General features: G+C 35.0%; 18 protein-coding genes. 6 read left to right on the top strand and 12 right to left on the bottom strand.

Going from position 1 to position 21,613, the window contains the following annotated elements:
- Nucleotides 1–51: 51 nt before the first annotated feature.
- From ISP08_RS01610 to ISP08_RS01590, 5 genes are all read right to left on the bottom strand, one after another.
- Nucleotides 52–915, bottom strand: coding sequence for a LysR family transcriptional regulator (locus ISP08_RS01610; RefSeq protein WP_196931186.1), 864 nt, complete (start codon nt 913–915; stop codon nt 52–54).
- Nucleotides 896–2,086 carry a YbfB/YjiJ family MFS transporter gene (locus ISP08_RS01605; RefSeq protein ID WP_195719112.1) on the bottom strand — a complete coding sequence of 397 codons (1,191 nt, stop codon included), beginning with the start codon at nt 2,084–2,086 and terminating at the stop codon, nt 896–898. The genes ISP08_RS01610 and ISP08_RS01605 overlap by 20 nt, the downstream gene beginning before the upstream one ends.
- A 199-nt stretch (nt 2,087–2,285) precedes the next feature.
- Nucleotides 2,286–2,657, bottom strand: coding sequence for a Na-translocating system protein MpsC family protein (locus tag ISP08_RS01600; RefSeq protein ID WP_048793740.1), 372 nt, complete (start codon nt 2,655–2,657; stop codon nt 2,286–2,288).
- 100 nt (nt 2,658–2,757) lie between these two features.
- Nucleotides 2,758–5,370, bottom strand: a complete 2,613-nt coding sequence (locus ISP08_RS01595; RefSeq protein ID WP_195719111.1) for a DUF2309 domain-containing protein — start codon at nt 5,368–5,370, stop codon at nt 2,758–2,760.
- Between the two features lie 13 nt (nt 5,371–5,383).
- Nucleotides 5,384–6,901 carry an NADH dehydrogenase subunit 5 gene (locus ISP08_RS01590; RefSeq protein ID WP_195719110.1) on the bottom strand — a complete coding sequence of 506 codons (1,518 nt, stop codon included), beginning with the start codon at nt 6,899–6,901 and terminating at the stop codon, nt 5,384–5,386.
- A gap of 4 nt (nt 6,902–6,905) precedes the next feature.
- On the opposite strand from ISP08_RS01590, the gene ISP08_RS01585 reads away from it, so the two are divergent.
- A complete protein-coding gene (locus tag ISP08_RS01585; RefSeq protein WP_196931185.1) occupies nt 6,906–7,076 on the top strand; it encodes a hypothetical protein in 171 nt (56 codons plus the stop codon).
- A gap of 353 nt (nt 7,077–7,429) precedes the next feature.
- Here the strand turns inward: ISP08_RS01585 and exaC are convergent, their stop codons facing one another.
- Complete coding sequence (gene exaC / locus ISP08_RS01580; protein WP_195719109.1) at nt 7,430–8,950, bottom strand: acetaldehyde dehydrogenase ExaC; 1,521 nt, start codon at nt 8,948–8,950, stop codon at nt 7,430–7,432.
- Nucleotides 8,951–9,315: 365 nt separating this feature from the next.
- On the opposite strand from exaC, the gene ISP08_RS01575 reads away from it, so the two are divergent.
- Entirely contained in the window at nt 9,316–10,482 is a 1,167-nt protein-coding gene (locus tag ISP08_RS01575; RefSeq protein WP_195719108.1) for a hypothetical protein, read from the top strand.
- Nucleotides 10,479–11,609, top strand: a complete 1,131-nt coding sequence (locus ISP08_RS01570; protein WP_195719107.1) for a 5,10-methylene-tetrahydrofolate dehydrogenase — start codon at nt 10,479–10,481, stop codon at nt 11,607–11,609. The genes ISP08_RS01575 and ISP08_RS01570 overlap by 4 nt, the downstream gene beginning before the upstream one ends.
- 62 nt (nt 11,610–11,671) lie before the next feature.
- Here ISP08_RS01570 and ISP08_RS01565 read toward each other — a convergent pair whose 3' ends face one another.
- Complete coding sequence (locus ISP08_RS01565) at nt 11,672–12,679, bottom strand: YeiH family protein (RefSeq protein WP_195719106.1); 1,008 nt, start codon at nt 12,677–12,679, stop codon at nt 11,672–11,674.
- 111 nt (nt 12,680–12,790) lie between these two features.
- Between ISP08_RS01565 and ISP08_RS01560 the strand changes: the two genes are divergently transcribed.
- Complete coding sequence (locus ISP08_RS01560; protein WP_195719105.1) at nt 12,791–13,675, top strand: LysR family transcriptional regulator; 885 nt, start codon at nt 12,791–12,793, stop codon at nt 13,673–13,675.
- Between the two features lie 76 nt (nt 13,676–13,751).
- Here the strand turns inward: ISP08_RS01560 and ISP08_RS01555 are convergent, their stop codons facing one another.
- From ISP08_RS01555 to ISP08_RS01540, 4 genes are all read right to left on the bottom strand, one after another.
- Nucleotides 13,752–14,528: an AraC family transcriptional regulator gene (locus ISP08_RS01555; RefSeq protein ID WP_195719104.1), complete on the bottom strand. Its 777-nt coding sequence runs from the start codon at nt 14,526–14,528 to the stop codon at nt 13,752–13,754.
- A gap of 23 nt (nt 14,529–14,551) precedes the next feature.
- Complete coding sequence (locus ISP08_RS01550; protein WP_195719103.1) at nt 14,552–15,127, bottom strand: LysE family translocator; 576 nt, start codon at nt 15,125–15,127, stop codon at nt 14,552–14,554.
- 235 nt (nt 15,128–15,362) lie between these two features.
- A complete protein-coding gene (locus ISP08_RS01545; RefSeq protein WP_195719102.1) occupies nt 15,363–17,489 on the bottom strand; it encodes an LPXTG cell wall anchor domain-containing protein in 2,127 nt (708 codons plus the stop codon).
- A 234-nt stretch (nt 17,490–17,723) separates the two neighbouring features.
- Nucleotides 17,724–19,136, bottom strand: a complete 1,413-nt coding sequence (locus tag ISP08_RS01540; protein WP_195719372.1) for an aminotransferase-like domain-containing protein — start codon at nt 19,134–19,136, stop codon at nt 17,724–17,726.
- A gap of 184 nt (nt 19,137–19,320) precedes the next feature.
- On the opposite strand from ISP08_RS01540, the gene ISP08_RS01535 reads away from it, so the two are divergent.
- Nucleotides 19,321–19,941, top strand: a complete 621-nt coding sequence (locus tag ISP08_RS01535; protein WP_195719101.1) for a LysE/ArgO family amino acid transporter — start codon at nt 19,321–19,323, stop codon at nt 19,939–19,941.
- 131 nt (nt 19,942–20,072) lie between these two features.
- Complete coding sequence (locus tag ISP08_RS01530; RefSeq protein WP_152906115.1) at nt 20,073–20,168, top strand: type I toxin-antitoxin system Fst family toxin; 96 nt, start codon at nt 20,073–20,075, stop codon at nt 20,166–20,168.
- A 130-nt stretch (nt 20,169–20,298) separates the two neighbouring features.
- On the opposite strand, the gene ISP08_RS01525 is transcribed toward ISP08_RS01530, so the two are convergent.
- Nucleotides 20,299–21,597, bottom strand: coding sequence for an LLM class flavin-dependent oxidoreductase (locus tag ISP08_RS01525; protein WP_195719100.1), 1,299 nt, complete (start codon nt 21,595–21,597; stop codon nt 20,299–20,301).
- Nucleotides 21,598–21,613 lie beyond the last annotated feature (16 nt).

Here is a 21,613-nt window from a genome sequence, read left to right as displayed (position 1 = left end):
TATAACATGTATTGTTGGGCTTTTTTATTTATTGCTGACTCAAAGGCGAATTTATCCATATATTGCCGACATCACCTTTTTAAATTGATTAAATACTGTAGTTTGCACATTATCTTTACGATACATAAAGCTTACTGGCACATGTTCAAAAGGTGTCGTCACTTGATAAAAATCTAATTTATCATGATCTAGTTTAGCTATTACTGATTGAGGTAACATGGCAATGCCTAAACCTGCTTGGACACAGCCGACAATACCGTCGAGTGTGTTCAATGTCATTAAACTATCTATAATCATCTGATGGTGATTTAACCATTTTTCAAAATAACTACGATAGAAGCAACCTTCTCCAAAGACAATAATTGCTTGACCTTTGTTTTCAAAGACGGGATTGCCATATCCTTTCTGCGTAATTACAACCATTTGTTCATTATATAGTGGTACTGCTTCAATCGTTTCATCATTAACTGCGCCTGAAATAAATGCGCCTTCAATTTCACGGAGCTTAATTTTCGATAATAATTGCGCAGTAGAAGCTGTAGTTATTTTTAATTTCGCTTTTTTGTTCGTTTGCCTGAACTGCTCTAGCACGTTTGGTAAATGCGTAGCAGCAATCGTTTCGATTGAACCTATGTGTAATTCACTATAAGGATTATCAATCAATTCGGCGTCAGCCGCTTCAACTAGCGTTAATATTTTATTAATGTACTCTAGTAATGCTTGTCCTGCTGGCGTTGCTGTTATCGCCTTTTTATCTCTATAAATTAACTGTGTCTGATAGTGTTTTTCTAATCTTTTAATCTTAGCTGTAATATTAGACTGCACAAAGTTCATTTCTTCAGCAGCACGCGTAAAACTTTTCACTTCACATACTTTTTTAAATGCTTTTAAATCATCAATATTCATTAACATCATCTTTCCGTTCAGTGACTTTAAAACTTACTATGGCACTTATTAAACCTACGATTAATATTATTGTGGCAAAAATTAATGCTGCATTATAGTTTCCAGAATCTCCTATTAACCAACCCGAAATAGATGGCGCAATCATCTGTCCAACACTATAAATCACCGTTAATGTCGCCACATAATTGGCCTTACCATTTGCCTTATACATTAATTGTTGCCCTTTCGACATAAATAATGTCGTTAACCCAAGAAATGTTGCACCAAATAATAAAGAACTAATTATTAAACTGATAGTATTGTGGGAGAAAACAGGCATACTTATACCAATAATCTGTAATATAAAACCGCCATATATTGCCTTATCATAACCTATTTTTTCTGCAATCATTGACCATATTACTGTAGATGGAATTGCACCTAAGCCAACAAACATCCAACTTAACGCTGCATAATCAGCCAATGCTGGTATCGATTTAACTATAGCAACTAAAAACGTACCTGTAATGATGTAGCCCGCACCTTCGCAAAAGTAAGCAATTGAAAAAAAGCGCATAAATTTAGGAAACCTTTGTCCTTGTTGCTGTGTATGTTCATGGACACCGTTGTCTTGCTTAACTGATTGATTCTCCGTCATACCTATAACTACAAGCAATCCGCCTATTAACGAACAAATACCTAAAATTATCCAAGTCGCCTGCCATCGTACATCTGTTGTAAAGAAGTAAATAAATATACTACTTGAAAATATTCCAATACCGACCGCACTATACAATAAACCTGAAATACGCTCACGACGTCCTTGTTTTAATGCTTCTAAGACAACATTAGATGCTAAAACGAATACGGCGCCACTCGTAATACCAGATATGATACGATACACCGCCCAAACAATATATTGTTCTGTAAAGCCCATTAATATTGTAGTTAAAATATTTATAATTAAATAAACCTTTAAATCAATCACCTTACTTTTATAAATAAAGCCTAATGGAATGATAGCGCCTATTAAATAGCCTAAATAATTAAGTGTCGCTAAAAAACCTGCATTCTGATCATTCATCATTCCAACATGTTTCATAAACGGCAAAATAGGCGTATAAGCAAAACGTCCAATAGCCATAACAATAAATAACGCAATCATTCCTAACACGAGTTGTCGATAAGCGTGCTTAGCCAAACAATCACACCTTTCTTTCTGTATAAAATGATTATAATACTACAATGGCATTAATAAAAATGATTGTTTTTAATAATTATTATCAATATTTTTAATCTTATGGACTGAATTACCATAAAAAAACCATTTTCGCTAAACTCCCAAGAGTACACGAAAATGGTTTTAATTGGATGCTGACATTTTATTTTTTAATATCTAGTTATTCTTTATTAAATTGCTGTGCTAGATCATTGTTTAATTTAAAGACGATGACACGTTCACCTGTACGCGCACTCAAATCAGTATGCACACTTTTGACAGATTCTCCTGTAAGCTGCAGAATAATATCTTTTAAATCTTCTGCGCCCGATTCAACTAATTTATTTCTCGTTCTTTTTATTGAAATTAAACCTTCTTGCGTTTCACAAACTGTATACTCAGCTGGAGTTAGTACACCTTGCAAATCAACAATGATCATATCCTTTACGATATCTGTTTTTACCGACAATGAGCCTCTACCTAAATATTCCTTTTCCCATTGCGTAATAGCTTTACTGATATCAGATTCACAAGCACCTTTCGTTAATGGCATTTAGAAACAACTCCTATGGTTTTAAAACTTATAATAATCTATGCAATTTCATTATACATGTTCATTCGTTAAATGTATAAACAATACTGCAAATTAGAAGTTATGACCAATGTTGCCATGTGCCATCATTATCAATACTCGCTAATTGTAGCCAACCATTCGTAACTTTTTGCTGAAAGTCACTATTAGTAGACAATAATTTTTCAATATAAGCATTTGGCGCTTGAATAACAATTAATAATCTTAAAGGTGCATGATACGCTTCGAAGTCTGATTTCATAACAGATTGCCAAGGTAATCCAGTTAATAAGTCACTCGCATTCCCTTGCATGACGCCGATACCACCGGTAACTGTTTGAGTCGTTTTACTACCACTGCCATAATAATGCGGCGCAACCGTCGAAGCGTAATACTGTAGGTTAATCCATTGTGCTACCGTAGCTGGACCTGCAATAATATTACCTAAAATTGAGCCGTCGCTATCCTGTTGCCAATCATAATTGTGTAAGAAGGCTCTACCCTCTAAATTTTTATTTTGAGTCGACCTACGTGGCGCAATAATAAATGAAGCGTTACGTGCTAATCCCCATTCAGGTCTGACTTCACTCCAATCATTAGCTAAACGGTGCGCCTCCTCTTCTGGATTTGCAATATTATTTTTTATCGTTGGCATTGTTAACATACGTTGTTTATTCGCTTGTTTACTCACTTGTGGCATTACTTGTTCAATATGTTCATAAGATGCTTTCGCTTCACGTGATAATGTTGGCAAATATATCCATGTCAGGTTATCTACAGAAGTATTATGTTCAGCTGCTGTAAATACTGTTTCTGTTGGAATTTCTACACCCAACTCGCTCAATCCTTTTCTTACGTCAGGTAAATTACATAACATCGCTAACACTTTAGCGTTAAATCCACTTGCGGCGCCACCACAAGCACCACAGTCTAATGAAGAAGCGTATGGATTATTAGCACTTTGACTCCCATGACCACAGAAAACAACTAACGGTGCAAATGCCTCTGTTAAGCCCATCAACTTTAAAGCTTGATGTACGTAATTAATTTGTTCTTGCTTAGAGAAACCTACTGGTAGTCCTTCTTCAACACCAAACTTGTCATGAGATAACGTCAATGATGTTTTCGGCTTTTGCAACCAACGGGCATAAAACTTATGAATAAATCTGCCAATAGGTCTTGGTAAAAACGTACGTGATAACATTTGCGCACTTAACCATGAACCAGTTAACTCTGGCAATAATAAACTTGGTAACACGTTTTGCTTCATTTTCTTAAATGTATAAATAAGTGTGCTTATTGAATTTTTACGTTCATGATACGTTTTCATTTCGTGAGGTCGTGCATACTCTTTAATTTTATGTTGTGGCGAATTCATAACAGGTAACGAAGCATGACTGTGATTGCTGCCTAACTTTGCGCTCGCAATCGGCAAACCATAAAAACCTGCAATACCTATCGTTTCGAAAGGTCCGGCATTTTCCAATTGACTACGGAATTGTTCAGAACGCACATCGATACAAAATGCTAACTGCGCTTCAACTTGGTTATTTTGTTGGTCTTGATTATGCGTTAAAAGTTGCTCTTTTAATTGGTCTTCATATGTTTCTTCCCAAGCTTCTAACCAAATTTGTCGCCGTGTTTTATCATCAAATGCGAGCGCAAATTTAAGGTATTCTTGTTGCTGTTCCAGTGACATTTGTTGCCAGTTTGTTACGTCCAAACCACCCCACTCATACCATTCACCTACTAAAGTTTGCAACGAACGTCGTGGAATAGGACGTGTCGTTGCAATCGGTAAATATGGGTTAATAAACGTCCATTCTAAAGCAAGTCGAATCGCTAAATATTCAGTAATTAAATGAGACTTTTTATGCGTTTGTTCCATTTGCCATAACAACATACCAGCCCATCCCGGTAAGGCTAATAAATGACTTTCTAAATATCCTTGTCTTGAAGCTTCCGGTATATCTAACGACGTTAAGGCTTCCGCAATGACTTCATATGGATCATTCGGTAATGTTGCTAAAGTTTGACGTTCTGTTTTAGACAACGCGGGGTCATGCACGACTAATTTTTTCCATGCATAAAAGAAGCCTTGCTCACGGTTAGGTAACGTCCAACTAGATTGATTTTCATCTAAGTATAATTTGCACCATTTGATGACATGATAATCGAGTAACTGTAAATACGTATGTGGATTTTTATATTTAATATGTTTACTTCTTGGTGGCATGGAACGTACCATGTGCGTGTCATCCATTAATTCACTTAATGACACTCGGGCTAAATTACTTTGTTTTACTTCTTGGAGTGTATCTTTTGCTAAATCTTCAAATTTTAAAGCACCGGTACAATAGCGATATTTTTCTGTGGATGATAGTTCACTATTATTGGTATTTAACCATTGGCTCAACTTTTCCTCTAGTATAGTATCACTGATTTCACCGTCACGATAGGCTTGTTTTATTGTTTTAGTACCAGGATAAATATCAACATCTCGAGTATTATCTAGCCAACGAACGACATGCTTAAAGTCCTTATCTTCTAAATTTACCCACGGATGTCGCGCCGCAAAAATAGAAATTGGAGACAATGGCACGATCACATTACTCGCATGAGCTATTAGCGTTGCAATATCTTCACCAGTTAAAGATGATTGATTTGTTTGAGATTGAGTAGTCGTATTAACCATTTTTACGTCTCCTTTACGATAAGAATTTTTTTAAATAGTTTGGGTGTCTTTCGATAGCTTGAGTCTTTGCATCTCCAACATGCACGAGCCACAAGTAAATTTTAGCAAAGATTTTTGATGAACGATGGCGTGCCACCCAAGTGCTAGCAATACTACCCAATACAAGTATTACAGCAACTGCAATAAAGACGACTATTGATGGATGGTTTTGATGCATCGTGATACCCATTAACCATTGATAAAAATAATGATGTACAGCTAAATATACAATTCCGATAATAACGAGTGCACCTAATCCTATCAATCGACCAATGACGCCTTCTCCAAATGCAACAAGTTGCGTCCACGATACAGATAATGACCATGCTAAAATAAGTGCACTTATAATGCCATAGCCTTGTTCTGGCGATGTCCACCAAAAGACTACAGCTAATACACAAGCAAGTAAACGTCCAATTAAAATCCAAATATAAGATAATCGTTCACGCGCTCTTGCAGGCACATCAAAATGTTGTACGGCAGAACCTGATCTTAAGAATAATGTTGCTTTAAAAAGTCCATGTAATATTAAATGTATAATTGCAGCAATATAAGCACCTAAAGCACATTGAATTAACATAAAGCCCATTTGGCCCATCGTTGAACCTACAAGTTGGCGCTTATAATCTACATGCACTAGACTAATCCCAGAACCAATTAACACAGAAATACATGCAATAATAATCAAAATAATTGTTGCTACATCACTCGTAAATAATGGTGAAAAACGGGTTAACATGACACCACCAGCATTTACAATACCAGCGTGCATAATCGCCGAAACTGGCGTTGGCGCCGCTACAGATTCAATCAACCAACGTTGAAATGGCCACTGCGCTGCTGGAACAATGACTGCTAAAATAATTAACATCGATAAGCCAAAATATTCCCATCCATTTATAGAAGATAGATGTGATGCGGTTAACACTGTTGAAAATTTCCATTCTCCTGTAATAAAGAAGCACCACATTACAGCAATCGCTAACGCTAACCAACCTAAAAAGAAATAGCGGTCAGTCACTTTAGCTGCAGCTTTAGTTACTTTCCAACGTCTATTTAAACGCATTAATAGTGTTAAGCAGACTAATGTTAGACCCCAAAACAAAGTCATAAGACGTAAATCATCACTCAACCAAGCGATAGAAGCAAAGCTTGTAACTGCCTGAAACAAGACAAAATATTTTCTGTAGTTAAAGTCACCTTTTAAATATTGCATAGAAAAACGCTGAATAATCAAACCTATAACTAATACAAAAAATGCCATCAACCACGCTAAAATATCAAAATGAAAGGGCCCCATAAATACGCTTTGTCGTGTTTGAACAAGTGCTATGAAAGACACAATAATTGGTAAGGCACCTAATATTAAATGTATATGTATATAAGAAAGTGGCACACGTTTATTAATAAAAACAAGCCCACTCACGCTTGCTATGATAAGCGTAATGATAAATATTAACATGAGCGTTAATAACGCAGTCGATGTAAACATATAATTGTCTCCTTTAAAAAGTAATGTCGTGACTGATTCATTCATTTTACACAATAAAAAAAGAAGCCAACAATTTGCAATAAATAGAATTCATCTATTACAATTGTCGGCTTCATTACAACTTGAATTTGCACAGCAATTAAGTTACCAAGAACAATTAACCTATGATACCTAACCGTTTGGCCTTTGTCGGTTGTTTCGTATGGTCGTCATTCTTGCAACTATTATTCGCCATCTGTCACAAATTCATTTTGCGCTGCTACCTGTGTATAGTTAAAGTGCAATGTATGTATATCAGTTTATAAAATATTAAACATATGATTTTGACTACTTCTTCATTCAATCAATAAAGTATATTAATTGTCTGCTAAAGCTTCACTCTCACTGTTTAATTGTTAATGTTATATTTAATCAGAATAACAATAATTTATAACTAATTGCGTAAAAAGTCAAGTTCGTTACAACGCAATACCAACTAAAAACGCTACAGACTCTAACATCTGTAGCGTTACTTGGTATAACTAACACTTAGAATAACCCTGTTGGATTTTCATCATAACTCACAAGTAAGTTTTTAGTTTGTTGATAATGTTCTAACATCATAAGATGATTTTCACGACCGATACCACTCATTTTATAGCCACCGAAAGCTGCGTGCGCTGGATAAGTGTGGTAGTTATTCACCCAGACACGTCCTGCTTGAATACCTCTACCAATTCGATATGCTGTGTTTTGGTTTCTAGTCCATATACCAGCACCAAGGCCATACATTGTGTCGTTAGCCATCGCTAATGCTTCTTCATCATCTTTAAATGTTGCCACGGACAACACTGGTCCAAAGATTTCTTCTTGGAAAATACGCATGTTTTGAGTACCTTTGAAAATCGTTGGTTCGATATAGAAGCCATTACCTAATCCGTCATCTTCTTCTCTAATTCCGCCACCAACTAGTACTTCTGCGCCTTCTTCTTTACCGATATTTAAATATTTTTTAATTTTTTCTTGTTGTTCGTTAGAAGTTTGTGCACCAACCATTGTTGTATCATCTAACGGATTACCAAACTTGATTTTATTTACCTTATCGATACACAGTTTAATGAAATCTTCATAAATATCTTCATGAATTAATGCACGTGATGGACATGTACACACTTCACCTTGGTTAAGTGCAAACATAACTAAGCCCTCTACAGCCTTATCTAAGAAACTATCTTCTTTATCCATAATATCTTTAAAGAAAACGTTTGGTGATTTACCACCGAGTTCTAACGTAACTGGAATAATATTATCACTCGCGTTTTTCATAATTGTTTTACCCGTCGTTGTTTCACCAGTAAATGCAACTTTATTAATATCTTTGTGTGTTGCAAGTGCTTCACCTGTTTCTGCACCAAAACCATTCACTACGTTTAATAAACCTTCTGGTAATAAGTCAGCAATAAGTTCGACCATATGCAAGACTGATATTGGCGTTTGTTCTGCAGGTTTTAAGACGACCGCATTACCTGTTACAAGTGCAGGTGCAATTTTCCAAGTAGCCATTAATAATGGGAAGTTCCAAGGAATGATTTGTCCTACGACACCAAGTGGTTCTTTATAATGATAGGCAACAGTATCGTTATCAATTTGTGATATGCCACCTTCTTCTGCACGAATAACACCTGCAAAATATCTAAAATGATCTACGACTAAAGGTAAGTCAGCCGCTAAACATTCTCTAATAGGTTTACCATTATCAAATGTTTCAACAACAGCTAAATATTCTAAATTTTCTTCTACACGGTCCGCAATATCTAATAATAACTGTGAACGTTCAGCTAATGATTTTTTGCCCCATTCAGCTTGTGCTTTATGCGCTGCCTCTACAGCCTTATCAACATCCGCTTTTGTAGAGCGTGGTACTTCTGAGTACTTTTCACCAGTGATCGGTGAAATATTGTCGAAGTAATTGCCTTCTTGAGGGGCTACCCATTGTCCACCTATAAAGTTCTCATACTTTGATTTCACTTTGTATTGCGCGTCTTGCTCAGTTGGATTTTGAAATATCATTAACATTACCTCCTTTTTTATAAATTCTACCCATTTTTTCAAAAAAGTAAGCGTTTTCTATTTAATTTCACAATGCTTTTGACAAAGTAAATTTACACAATAATGCTAATTATTACTTTTGAACTCTAATACAAAAGGGTATAAAATTTGTAATTGAGTCTTAAACAATATTTTAGATAAACCCTATCACAACAAGTAAAAAATTTATTTTTATCGAAACTTTGCTAACTTACAATACCGTATTAGGAAAATTTTTTCTTTTATTTTAGTAGTTGACCAACGTTAACTTATAATTTATTCGTTTACTAGCAGTAATTTTTCATAAAAATTTACTATCAAAATTATATTTATAAGGAGCGTAGACTGTGGAAGATATTAAAATTGGTTTAATTGTGGCGCCAGATATGCCAGAGAAATTGACCTATAAATGTTTAGATGCATTGCAACAACAACTTAAAAAGTTACTCCCTGACATTGATTGTATCTTCGATATTGAAACAGATAGTGTTACGGGCAGTGCAGAATATGTTCATGAATGTATAGACTATGCTTATCGACGTAAAAATGAAAAGAAATGGGATTTCTCCATTTGTATTACCGATTTGCCAAGCTTCTCGAATAGCAAAGCGGTTTTAGCGGACGTAAGCACCGACAACCAAACGTCACTGATTTCGATACCACCCCTCGGCGTTTATCGTTTAAAACATAAATTTGTACATGCATTAAGTGACATCGTTTATTACTTATATAATGTATCTATAAATGAGGCAACTGAACTCACTTTTAATCATTTAGCAGTCGGTAATATTAAACAAGTTGATCCAAAGGATCACAATTCAACAAATGAACGTTACATTTTAAACTCTACAATTATAGGCAGTATAAAAACTGTGTTAGGTATGACCTATGCTAATCAACCTTGGAAAGCCATTGGTGCATTCAAAAAAATCATATCACTTGGTTTTGCGACAGGTACTTACGTTTCTATTTTTCCAACACCTTGGAAATTAAGTATTGATTTCAGTATTTTGCGTTTTATTATATTGATGTTTATCGCGGTCATCGGCATGGTCGCGTGGCTCATTTATTCCCATCATTTTTGGGAAAAGCCTTCTACTAAAAACCAACGTAAATACAGATACGCATATAATTTAACTACGCTATTGACTTTAATTAGTTTAACGGTCTTTAACTACATTATCCTATTCTTATTTTTATTTATTAGTGTCATGCTCTTTGTCCCAGATGAGTTATTCCAACTTTGGGGTCAGGCAGACGGTGATACTTCATTTTCCAATTATTTAAGATTAACATGGTTCATCACTTCAGTTGGACTATTAGCAGGTGCATTAGGTTCTGTATTAGAAGGCGACGAAAAAATGAAGGAACTTACTTATTCTTCACGTCAATTTGCTCGTAGTCAAAAAATTGACGAACGATTAAAGAAAGAAGAAGCATCATCAAGTTACAAAGAACGCGAAGATCAACACGATGGACAAGTCCAATCACATAAGGAGGGTAGTAAACAATGACTAAAAAAATAGGTATAATTGCAGCCCCTGGTTTGGCAAAACGTTTAGCGAATATATTTTATGATTCATTGCCTGATATATTATATAAACAATTTGGCGACGGTGAAGAATGGCAAATCGAAACCGTAGAAGACCCTTTGGCAGGTTCAGCAGAATCTATCTATGAAATCCATTCTGCCATCGAAACCTATATTCATAATCATGACTGGGACTACATTGTTAGTTTGACAGACTTACCTATTTTTGAAGATAAAAATGTAGTTGCAGTTGACATTAATAAAGAAAATGGCGCCATCATCATTTCACTCCCTGCTTACGGTTGGCGACCACTCAGAAAAAGAGTCAGCCAAACTATTGCCGAAAGCATTAGCGTCGTAGCTCATTCCTATTCTAATGTACGTACTGACTCAAACGGCAAAGTGAAAAATAAAAATTTACAACAACAATTTCCACTAGCGCCGTTAAAAGTCATTGATACAACCGTTGGAAATGATGATTCAGTACATCTTCGTTATTTAGTAGAGCCACATTTCAACGGCAGCATCAGATTGGTTATCGGCATGACCTTTGCAAATAACCCTTTAAATATGATGCGCAGTTTAAATAATTCGGTTGCCCTAGCCTTTACCACTGGCGCCTTTGGTATCGTATTTACTACAATGTGGAATTTAAGTTATGTCTTTTCAGAATTACGGCTGTTCTCAATTAGCATAGCTACTATTATCGCAATGGTCTTATGGATTGTCGTTGCACATCAATTATGGGAAAAACCTCCAAGAAATCAAAGCAAACGTATTACTCATTTATATAACTTTACAACAATCGTCACTTTACTCGTTTCGGTAATTATTTATTATCTAACTTTAATGTTGCTATTTTTAATTACTGCTGTAACGCTCATCCCACCCGATTTCTTTGGTAAGACGATTGGTCTTTCTGGTGCTGCAGGGCCAGTTAATTATATTGAATTAGCATGGTTTGCCGCTTCGATCGCTATCGTAGCTGGTACAATTGGTGTCGGTTTAACAAACGTCACATTAGTAAAAGAAAGTACGTACGGTTATAGACAGTTAGAACGTTACAAACAACGTGAAAAGTTAGCGGAAGAAAGCGATAATAATAATTAAACATATTAAAAAGGTTGAGACATTGAATAACTGTCTCAACCTTTTTGTGCTTACAACAATTTTTAAATTAATAAATAAGCTAATAATGATACTCCCGCTGATACGACTAACATTGCAATTAATGGTTTTAATGCACGCTCTTTAACGTCCTGTAAATTAACGTTTAATCCAAGCCCAACCATGGCAGCAGTTAGTAACCATGTTGTTATTTGAGAAATACCAGTCATCATACTTTGTGGTAATGTAATGATATTACCAAGTACATAAGTACCAATGACGCTCATTATGATAAAACCAATTAAGAACCATGGAAACTGTATTCGTGTATTTTCATCACCTTGCTTTTTCTTTTTCATATAAGCCAAGAAAATAAATGCTAGAGGTACAAGTAAGAATACACGGCCTAACTTCGCTAACATAGCAATCGCTATCGTATGACCACCTAGTGGACCCGCTGCAATTGCAACGTGTGCTAACTCATGTAAACTACTCCCTGACCAAATACCATACTGTTGATGACTCAAAGGCATTATAGGTTGTATTAATGTGTAACCTATGCCAAAAACGGTACCTACTAAAGCAACTAAACCAACGCTAATCGCCGTATCATCATCTTCTGCCTTAATGATTGGCGATATTGCTGCGATAGCTGCGGCACCACATACACCTGTACCTACGCCTAATAATAAAGTAATCATTTTATCCGTTTTAAAAATTTTGGCTATTATCATCATGGTTATAATCGCAAATGCAATAATGATCGCATCTTTAACAATCAACATTAAACCATGATGTAATATCGCATCGACATTTAACTTTAAACCATACAAAATGATAGCTAAGCGCAATAATTTTTGTTGTGAAAAAATAATGCCAGCCTTTAGTTGGTTAGGATAGCCAAATATTTGCCGATAAATTACAGCCAAAATAATAGCACAGGCTAATTGTCCGATATGATCTAGTCCAGGAATCAACGACAATAGAAATCCTAGTCCGGCTATTATAAAAGTAAAAACGATACCTAAAACAAAGTTTTTAAAGTATTGTGTATCTCCTTTTGTGTCTGTCATAACAATACCTCCCGTCATATATAAGGATATGATTTGTCTAGCTATAAGTAAAATTATTTATTATAATGGTGATAATAAGTAATTACTTATACACGGAAGAAGGTATTGTTCATGGACCAATATTTAACTGTTTTTATAACCGTAGCTGAAAAACAAAGTTTCTCACGTGCTGCCGAAGTACATCACATGACGCAACCGGCAGTGTCACAATATGTACGTTCCTTAGAAGAACGTATGGGGACTAAACTATTAGAACGTAGTAATAAGTATGTATATTTAAGCAAAGCAGGAGAAATTGTTTATTCATACGCCAAAGAAATTATGAGCCTCTATGATAATATGCGCGAACAGGTTAATGATTTAAGTCAATCTCCTAGTGGCACATTAAAAATTGGTGCCAGTTATACTTTCGGAGAATATGTGTTACCACATATTATTTCCCAAACGTTGCATGTTTATCCCGATATTAAACCTAGTGTAACGATAGATAATACGGAAGAGATCATGCATTTAGTCGAAACACGGCAACTAGATATAGGTATTATTGAAGGTCATGTCACACATCAATCTATTAAAAAGACCATTTTTGCAGTAGATTCTATGGTCATTGTTGCTAGCCCTCATCACCCTTTAGCCCAATTGTCTAATGTAACTACAGCACAATTAGAAGAACAAAACTGGATTGTACGTGAATATGGCTCTGGTACAAGAGAAGCTATGGATAGAGTATTCAAATTATTGGCGATTGAACCACGTAAATTATTGCATTATAGCAGTACACAACCCATCAAGGCATCAGTAGAAGCTGGCCTCGGTCTCAGTGTGTTATCTACTTGGGCAATCAAAAAAGAACTAGAACATAATGAATTAACCACAATTGACTCGCCAAAATTACCATTCCAACGTTCATTTGCCTATCTGGAACACTCATCTTTTAGAACGAAGGCCCTTCAAGCATTTATCGATATTATGAAACAACACGTTGATCAACCATAATCGCTGCTTTTTAAAGGCTGTACTGATATCTGTTTAGTATATATAAAAACCCCTCCACTTTTTCATAGTGAGGGGTTTATTTAAATTGTGACATATACTGATACGCCGTCACACCATAACGATATTTAAAACATTTGTTTAAATGCGTTAAATCTACGAATCCACATTCTGTGATTGCCCAATAAACATCTTTATATGTTTCTATAATATGTTTAGCCATTTCAACTTTATAATTTATATAATATTGATAGGGTGTTATACCGGTTTGTCGCTTAAAAAATCGAATAAATTGATACTTAGACATCTCTAAATAATGTGCAATATTATCAATATTGAGTTTATCGGCTAATTGTTTTTTTATCATTTCTTGCGCTAAAATTAATTTTTTATCATCAATCTGTGTGAATAGATGTGAATTATCAACTTGTAAACTATCAACTAGCGTTATAAATAAGCCATAACAAACATCATCGGGTTCCTCATTAAAAATAGCAGATGTAAGACGTAAAATATTATGCTTAATTGTTTCGTCATACACGTTAGGTTTATCAAATTGATATAAATCTTTTAAGTTTGTCGCTTCAAGTAATTGTTCTGGTTTAATATATAACATGACATATTCCAGCGTTTGGTTGTTATATGCCATTCCATCGTGGTTTTGTTCAGGGTTAAAAAACATAACACCATTACTGTGATTCAAAATAAAGTCATTTTTTAGATTATATGCTTGTATACCATTTAAAGTAACACCGATAGCGTATTCTTGATGGGCATGGGTTTTGTACATAAAGTCATCGAATTTTGCATGCAGTGCAGTAATATTAATTGCATTTTTAAATGTAAATTCATTCATAGCTACACATCCTTACTACATAATTAGAACCAAACCATAATCGCCGCATAAAATAAAAATATAGCCATCACTATATTCATCCCTAGTTCATGGTGTCTGAGAAAGTTTTGTAATAAAGAGCCGAAAATTAGCCATAAACTAAAAGCAAACATTGCAATCATTGAAGTCACAATAATATATATGGTAATCATTGATACAGATTTATAATATACAAGTACAAAAGTCGGAATCACAGTCATAGTAAAAGTTATTACTTTAGGGTTTAAAAATTGCAATTTAAAACCTGATTTAAAAGTGCCAAGATTGATGTCACCTTTATCGTTATCGTGTTTTTTAAAAATCATGTAAACCAAGTATAGCATATATACACTACCAATTAGCTTCATCGCAATCAGCAAATTAGGCATGATTGCTACTAAAAAAGTATTTAAAATCGCCGAGATAATTAAGAGTGTGAAAAAGGCTGCTGAGGCACCATAAGTGTATCTTAAGCCTGCCTTAGTTCCTCTATTTTTTATAGTATTTAAAATATCAATATTCGTAGGACCTGGTGTCGCTGTAACTACTATAGTATATAAAAAGTAAGATAAAATATTCATCTTTTCCACTACCTAACTTATTATTTTTATATTGCTACCTCAGTTTATAAAATCGACTTAATTTGAGATAGTACAAAATTGCAGACATTAAAAAATATTTTAAATTAGCATGTGCAAAAGATAGCTATATTAAGTAACTCAATTTATATTTACCATATTATAAAAAAACGACAATCTCTATTGTATTGAAATAGAAATTGTCGTTTCGTTGTTATAGCTTATACCTTATGTCTTTTTATTTAAAAGCGGAAAATCTTCTAAGCATAATGATCGTTATCCCAACAGCCATCAACACACCAACAAAGATGTAATCACGCATCGTATCCATCATACCTGTTTTAGGTAATTGTTTTGCTGATTTTGCGTCTTTAGACTTGTTATTGGCTTTGTCTTTTGCAGTTGTTTGTTTTTGTTTGTCAGTCGCAACTTTTTTATTCTTATCAGTAGCCTTTGCTTTATCCTGAGATTGTGTAGCTACCGCTTTATAGTTTGCTGCTTGTTGGTTTTTGTTACTTTTAGCATTGTCTGCAACTTTTGTTGTTCCTTGTTTAGGCATTTCAGCCGGCATTTTATGGTTTGGCTGTTGTTTCGTAGTTGATTGTACTTGCGTATTACCTTGAGTTACTTTATTTTGCATTTGTGATTTAGCTGGTAATTGTTGAGTCTTGCTATCTTTCCTTTGTGATTGCATCGGTTGTTCTTTTTGCTCTTGTGGTTTTACTTTAGCATTCGTTCTTTTTTGACCGTTCTCTCCATTACTTTGTTTATCCACTTTTGTTTCAGGTGATTTAGTATCAGCTAATTTATTATTAGGTGCTTGTGCTTGCTTATTAACGTCCTTGGCAGTACTGTTTGATGCATTTTTATCTTGTGGCATTGTTTGTACCTTGTTGTCTTTTGGTGTGTCAGCTTTAACTTGAGGTTGAGCCTTATCCGTAGCTTTTTGAGTTGATATTTCATCACTAGGTTGTTTTGCATTATTTTGTTGTGATGGTGCATCCATAGGCTTAACTTTATCTGCTGTGTTAGGCGTAGATACTTTCGGCGTCTCGACTTGTGGCGCTACTTTAGTATTGTTGTTACTTTGATCCGGTGTTTCGGATGCTTTTGGTTCAGTGGTGTTGTCAGTAGCTTTATCGTTTTTCTCTGCATCATTATTTTTTTGCGTATTTGCATCTTTAGCATCTTTATTTTGTGGTGCTTTATCACTATCATTCGGTGCTTTTTCATCTGCTTTATTAGCGTTGTTATCCTTCGGTGGTACTGGCATCACATTATTATCTTGTTTACTTACATCCTCAGGTTTTTTAGCATCTGTAGTATTTGTATTAATAATATCAGATCCTTTGTTTTGATCATTAACTTGTGGTTTCACTTGAGGTTTCACCGGAGCTACTGTTGACTTATCAGGTACAGACTTAGCTACATTAAATTTCACGTTATTAAATTTTGTTTCAAAGTTTGCCACGTCAATTAAACCAAACGCATTTCCGAATTCATCTGTCGCACTAATATGTGAAAACTTATAACTACCGTCTGCTAAATCGCTTGGAATCGGAATATTTACATTAACTACCCATTGCCCTTCACTATTGCGTTGCACATTACTTAAATCTGCAACTTTATTTAATCCAATTAAACCTTTATCCGGATAATTTTCAAAACCAACTGACACTTCACTTAACTTACTTTTATCTGAAATTTTTAATTGTGCTTTAATTACGTCGCCCGGTGCATATGTTTGCTTATCTACCGTTACGCTATCAAATTGAGGTAACTCAGTATCTACTTTCGATGCACCTTTATTAACTACTTTAAATGATAAATCTTTAGTATCGAGTGACGTAGGTGCCAGTTCCGGTGCTATCGTTGTGCCATTTTCTGCTGCATCATCTACAATAGCTGCCGAAAAATTATATGACGTGTTGCCAATTTTGTCTGGAATATAAATTTGAATCGTTACCTTCCATAAGTTATCACCAATTTTTTCGATGTTCGCTTTATCGGCTACACCACTTAAAGATGGCGTGCCAACTTGTGTTGCATTCGAAAAGCCGATTGAAACATCAGCTAGACTGCTCTCATCTTTCACGATTAATGTTGCAATTGCAATTTCTCCAGGTGCATATTCACGCTTATCCATCTTAATACTTTGAATTTCTGGATTTGTCGTATCTTTCTTCTGCGCAGTTTTAACCGGTGCATTAGTCGCTGATTTCACATTGACATTACTACCATTATGTTCCGCCGCTGAAGCATTGTTTTGCGCACTAAATAATAATACGCTACTAATAAGTAATATGCCTGCTCCTTTTGCTAACTTTCTTATACTATATTTAGATATTTCTTGATGTTGATTCATAGTTGTCCTCCAGTCTTGTATTGAAAGGTATCTCTGTTTAATATGATAATATACAAAATTGTATTTTTAGTCAAATTGATAATTTTTTTATCTTAACAATATTTTATCATAAAACATTGCGTTTTTCTATGTTTATAAAAAGAGTGGGACATAATCTTTAATCGCTTTGTAGCCCCACACTCACTCTATTTTAATTATTGATAGTGCCCTAGTTATACATAAAAATTCCAATACTTATAATAATTTCAAAATTAATTGTCTTAATTTATCAAAAGCCGGCTCTATATCGTCCTTATTTATATATGAATAAGAAAATCTTATATATTGTTGTGCCTGTCGATCGTATATTTCGCCTGGATGGATAATGAGCCCCGCTTCAGTTGCCATATTAAATAATTGCTTCATATCAATAGGTAGCTTTAGTTTAAACCACACATAAAATGAACCTTGCGGTTTATTCCATTCTCCTAAGTCTGCTAAAAATTTAGCCATAGCCGCTAATAATAAATTGCGCTTTTCTAGCAATATGGTCTTTAATTGTGTGACATGCTGTTCATGAAATTGTGGTTGTGACAACCATTGTTGTGCAATATATTGCGATATAGAGCTAGCGCCATAATCGCTTTGCATTTTCAAATCTGCTAAATGTTTAACAATATGTTTATTAGCAACAATCCAGCCAATACGTAAACCCGGACTAACTGTTTTCGAAAGACTCCCTAAATAAATAACATTTTCACTATTCGGTAATGACTTCATCGGTTGTGGACGTGTGTCACCAAACCATAAGTCTCCATAAATGTCATCTTCAACAATAGGGATACCATTTTGTTGACATTGGTTAATGATTTTCTGTTTTTCTTGTTCACTATAACTATGTTGTGTCGGATTATGCAACGTAGGTATACAATAGAAGATACTATTATAATAATTACTATTTGCTTTAAATATATTATTAATATGTCGTTTAATATAATCGATGTGAAGCGGCTTAATGCTAGCACTTATATTGTTCCACGTACGTACTGAATGTATATATGAAGGTGTTTCGATGATGATATTAGATTGTGGCACTAACAAGCCTTCAGCTATCAATTTCAATCCTTGCAGAGCGCCCGATGTAATACATATTTCGTCTACAGTACATACGACCCCTTTATACTTCATATAATCTACTATCGCTTGACGCAACTCTAATTTCCCTTTTGCTTCTTCATAATTCGTAGTTAGCTGCAGATTGCCCTTTGACAGGATTTGTTTAAATTTTTGATTGGGTATTAAATCTGGAGCTAATTCTCCTGTACCCATACGAATCATATTGTCGGCAAATTCTAATTCATTAATTTTTTGCACATAATACAAATTATTTTTAGAAGCATTATTTCCTATAAAATCCTGCCATTTCATATTATTGGAAATTAATGAATTCCAACTTTGATTAGATACGTAGGCACCTTTTTTCTCAGAAGTTGCAATAATACCATAACTTTTCAATATATCTAATGCTTGTACTACAGTAGATCTATTTACATCATATTTATGTGACAATGACCTTTGTGAAGGCAATTTGTCATTCGGCACTAATCTGCCTTCTTGGATATCATTTACGATATCATCGATTATTATTTTATATTTTGGTTTTGCCATCATATCAACTCTCATCTGGTTGGTTTTTTATTTTATAACTGGATGGTTACGTAACGTTAACAGTATTATAGCATAGGTACAAATATCAATGTCAGCGAGACTTTTCTCCTTTTTAAAAGTTGCAATTTGTCGTGCTGAAGTGGTTGGTTTAACAAGCAAATTTAATTTTAGGAGCGATTCATTTATGCTACAACCTATTATTCACGGGTTCTTATTAGCGCTAGGTTTGATACTTCCTTTGGGTGCCCAAAATGTCTTTGTCTTTAACCAAGGTGCGAACCATAAAAGTTTAATAAAAGCAGCCCCCGTTATTATTACGGCTGGTTTATGCGATACTTTACTCATTAGTCTAGCTGTCCTCGGCGTCTCTGTCGTACTAGTATCATTTCCAATTTTACAATTGATTGTCTATATCGTTGGTTTAATATTTTTACTTTATATGGCATGGTCTTTATGGCATGAAGCCCCCGCTAGTTTGGAACATTTCGACCCATTAAGTAGTAAAAAACAAATTGGGTTCGCCTTATCTGTATCGTTATTAAATCCGCATGCCATCATGGATACGATAGGCGTTATTGGCACGAATGCTTCACTCTATTCACATGGTGATAAAGTATTATTTAGCTTGGCAACGATTGCTGTTTCTTGGCTTTGGTTTATATTTTTGGCAGTGGCAGGTAAGATGTTAGGTTCCATAGATAAGACAGGTAAATATATTGTTATCGTTAACAAACTTTCCAGTTGCATCATAATTATCATCGCTATCCTTATCATTAAAAACATAGTGAAAATTATCGTGCATTAGTCCTTTTTACTGTATCGTCTGCGTTTTTGAATTTTAGTATAGCGCTACTTTTTAGCTAACCCTAGCAAATGATATAATTAAGAAGTCGCCTACTCTCAGGCGTCAACTGACGATGAGGGGGTGGTGCATGCTTGGTTGATATCTTTGTTCATATTATAACTACTGTTATTAGTGGTTGTATCGTTACATTGTTTGCGTATTGGCTGCGTAACCGTAATGACAAGTAAATAGGCGACGATAGCCAACACCAAAAAAATCCCCTCACTACGCCATTAGTGAGGGGATTGGTGCATTGATGTCGATATCTTTGTTATCTATATTATAACACTGCGCATTAAGTAGACGCAACGCTCTGGATCACTTATCCAACGACAAATGACCTCGCAACGTTGTGGTCGTATAATTGTGACGATAAAGATCACGTTTCTGCAGTTCAGGAACAATATATTCTACGAAATCTTCTAAACTTCCAGGTAATGTAGGTGGCATTAAATTAAATCCATCTGCCACTCCATCATTCAGCCAATGTTCCATCTCATCCACGATTTGTTCAGGTGTTCCTATTAACGTTAAATGTCCGCCTCCCGCACTTATATAACCTAATAATTCACGTACAGTTGGTTGCTTTTCTTCGATAATAGCTAATATCGTTTCATAACGGCCAATCGGTCCTTCGAATTCATTTAAAGCAGGTAACTCTGGCACCGGTTCATCTAATGGCCATGTCGAACAATCTTGTTGGACGAAAAAACTTAATTGTTTCAATGCTTTTTCTATTGGCATATGTTTATCTAAATATGTTTTTTTAGCTAATGCTTCTTCATAAGTATCTCCAACGTAAGTCACCAAACCTGGAAATACTTGAATGTAATCATGTCTATTCATTTTCTCTAATTGCACATCTAACTTTTGTCGATAGTTACGCGCCTGTGTTAAATTCCAAGATACTGAGTATACGGCATCTGCGTATTTAGCTGCAAGTGCAATACCTTGTTCCGAAGCACCTGCTTGCATCGCCACAGGTTTGCCTTGTGGACTTTGAGGTGTCGTTAATGGGCCTTGCACATGATAATACTTACCCGAATGAGAAATCGGCTTGATTTGTTGTGCATCAATAAGTTCTCCTGTAGTACGATTATATCCTAAAGCCTCCACGTCCCATGACACCATCAGTTTATTCATCACTTGCGCAAACTCATCTGCTTTACCATAACGTTCTGAATGGTTAGGCAATTTTGTCATACTATGATTCATTGCTTCTAAATCTGTCATCGAAGTGACTAAGTTCCACCCAACGCGACCGTTCGTAATGTGCTCTAAGCTTAAAAGTTGTCTTGCCGCTGTAAACGGATTAGCAAAACTACTTGAAATTGTTGCGACTAAACCTACATGTTTCGTCACTTGAGAAATAGCTGTTAAATTAATTAAAGGATCGTACCAAAATGACGGCATATCATCATTACCAGATACTTGTAATGCTTGATTATCCGCAAAAAACACCGCATCAAAATAACCTCTTTCAGCAAGTTGAGCTAACGATTGATAATATGCTATATCACCAATGCGTTCAACTGAAGAATCTTCCATTAACCATGCCCCAGAGTGATGGCCACAACCAATTAATAGCACTCCAATATGAAGTTGACGTTTATCCATAAAATATACTCCTTTA

Origin of the sequence: Staphylococcus lloydii, assembly GCF_015775975.1 — a bacterium.
In the GTDB taxonomy this organism is placed as follows: Bacteria; Bacillota; Bacilli; order Staphylococcales; family Staphylococcaceae; genus Staphylococcus; species Staphylococcus lloydii.
Note: the sequence above shows the minus strand (reverse complement) of the source record. Positions and strands in the feature narration are given on the sequence as shown.

Excerpts from the sequence above, each read along its gene's own strand:
- ISP08_RS01610 (WP_196931186.1), bottom strand. The coding sequence starts at position 915 with ATGATGTTAATGAATATTGATGATTTAAAAGCATTTAAAAAAGTATGT.
- ISP08_RS01600 (WP_048793740.1), bottom strand. The coding sequence starts at position 2,657 with ATGCCATTAACGAAAGGTGCTTGTGAATCTGATATCAGTAAAGCTATT.
- ISP08_RS01595 (WP_195719111.1), bottom strand. The coding sequence starts at position 5,370 with ATGGTTAATACGACTACTCAATCTCAAACAAATCAATCATCTTTAACT.
- ISP08_RS01590 (WP_195719110.1), bottom strand. The coding sequence starts at position 6,901 with ATGTTTACATCGACTGCGTTATTAACGCTCATGTTAATATTTATCATT.
- exaC (WP_195719109.1), bottom strand. The coding sequence starts at position 8,950 with ATGATATTTCAAAATCCAACTGAGCAAGACGCGCAATACAAAGTGAAA.
- ISP08_RS01570 (WP_195719107.1), top strand. The coding sequence starts at position 10,479 with ATGACTAAAAAAATAGGTATAATTGCAGCCCCTGGTTTGGCAAAACGT.
- ISP08_RS01565 (WP_195719106.1), bottom strand. The coding sequence starts at position 12,679 with ATGACAGACACAAAAGGAGATACACAATACTTTAAAAACTTTGTTTTA.
- ISP08_RS01560 (WP_195719105.1), top strand. The coding sequence starts at position 12,791 with ATGGACCAATATTTAACTGTTTTTATAACCGTAGCTGAAAAACAAAGT.
- ISP08_RS01555 (WP_195719104.1), bottom strand. The coding sequence starts at position 14,528 with ATGAATGAATTTACATTTAAAAATGCAATTAATATTACTGCACTGCAT.
- ISP08_RS01550 (WP_195719103.1), bottom strand. The coding sequence starts at position 15,127 with ATGAATATTTTATCTTACTTTTTATATACTATAGTAGTTACAGCGACA.
- ISP08_RS01545 (WP_195719102.1), bottom strand. The coding sequence starts at position 17,489 with ATGAATCAACATCAAGAAATATCTAAATATAGTATAAGAAAGTTAGCA.
- ISP08_RS01540 (WP_195719372.1), bottom strand. The coding sequence starts at position 19,136 with ATGGCAAAACCAAAATATAAAATAATAATCGATGATATCGTAAATGAT.
- ISP08_RS01535 (WP_195719101.1), top strand. The coding sequence starts at position 19,321 with ATGCTACAACCTATTATTCACGGGTTCTTATTAGCGCTAGGTTTGATA.
- ISP08_RS01525 (WP_195719100.1), bottom strand. The coding sequence starts at position 21,597 with ATGGATAAACGTCAACTTCATATTGGAGTGCTATTAATTGGTTGTGGC.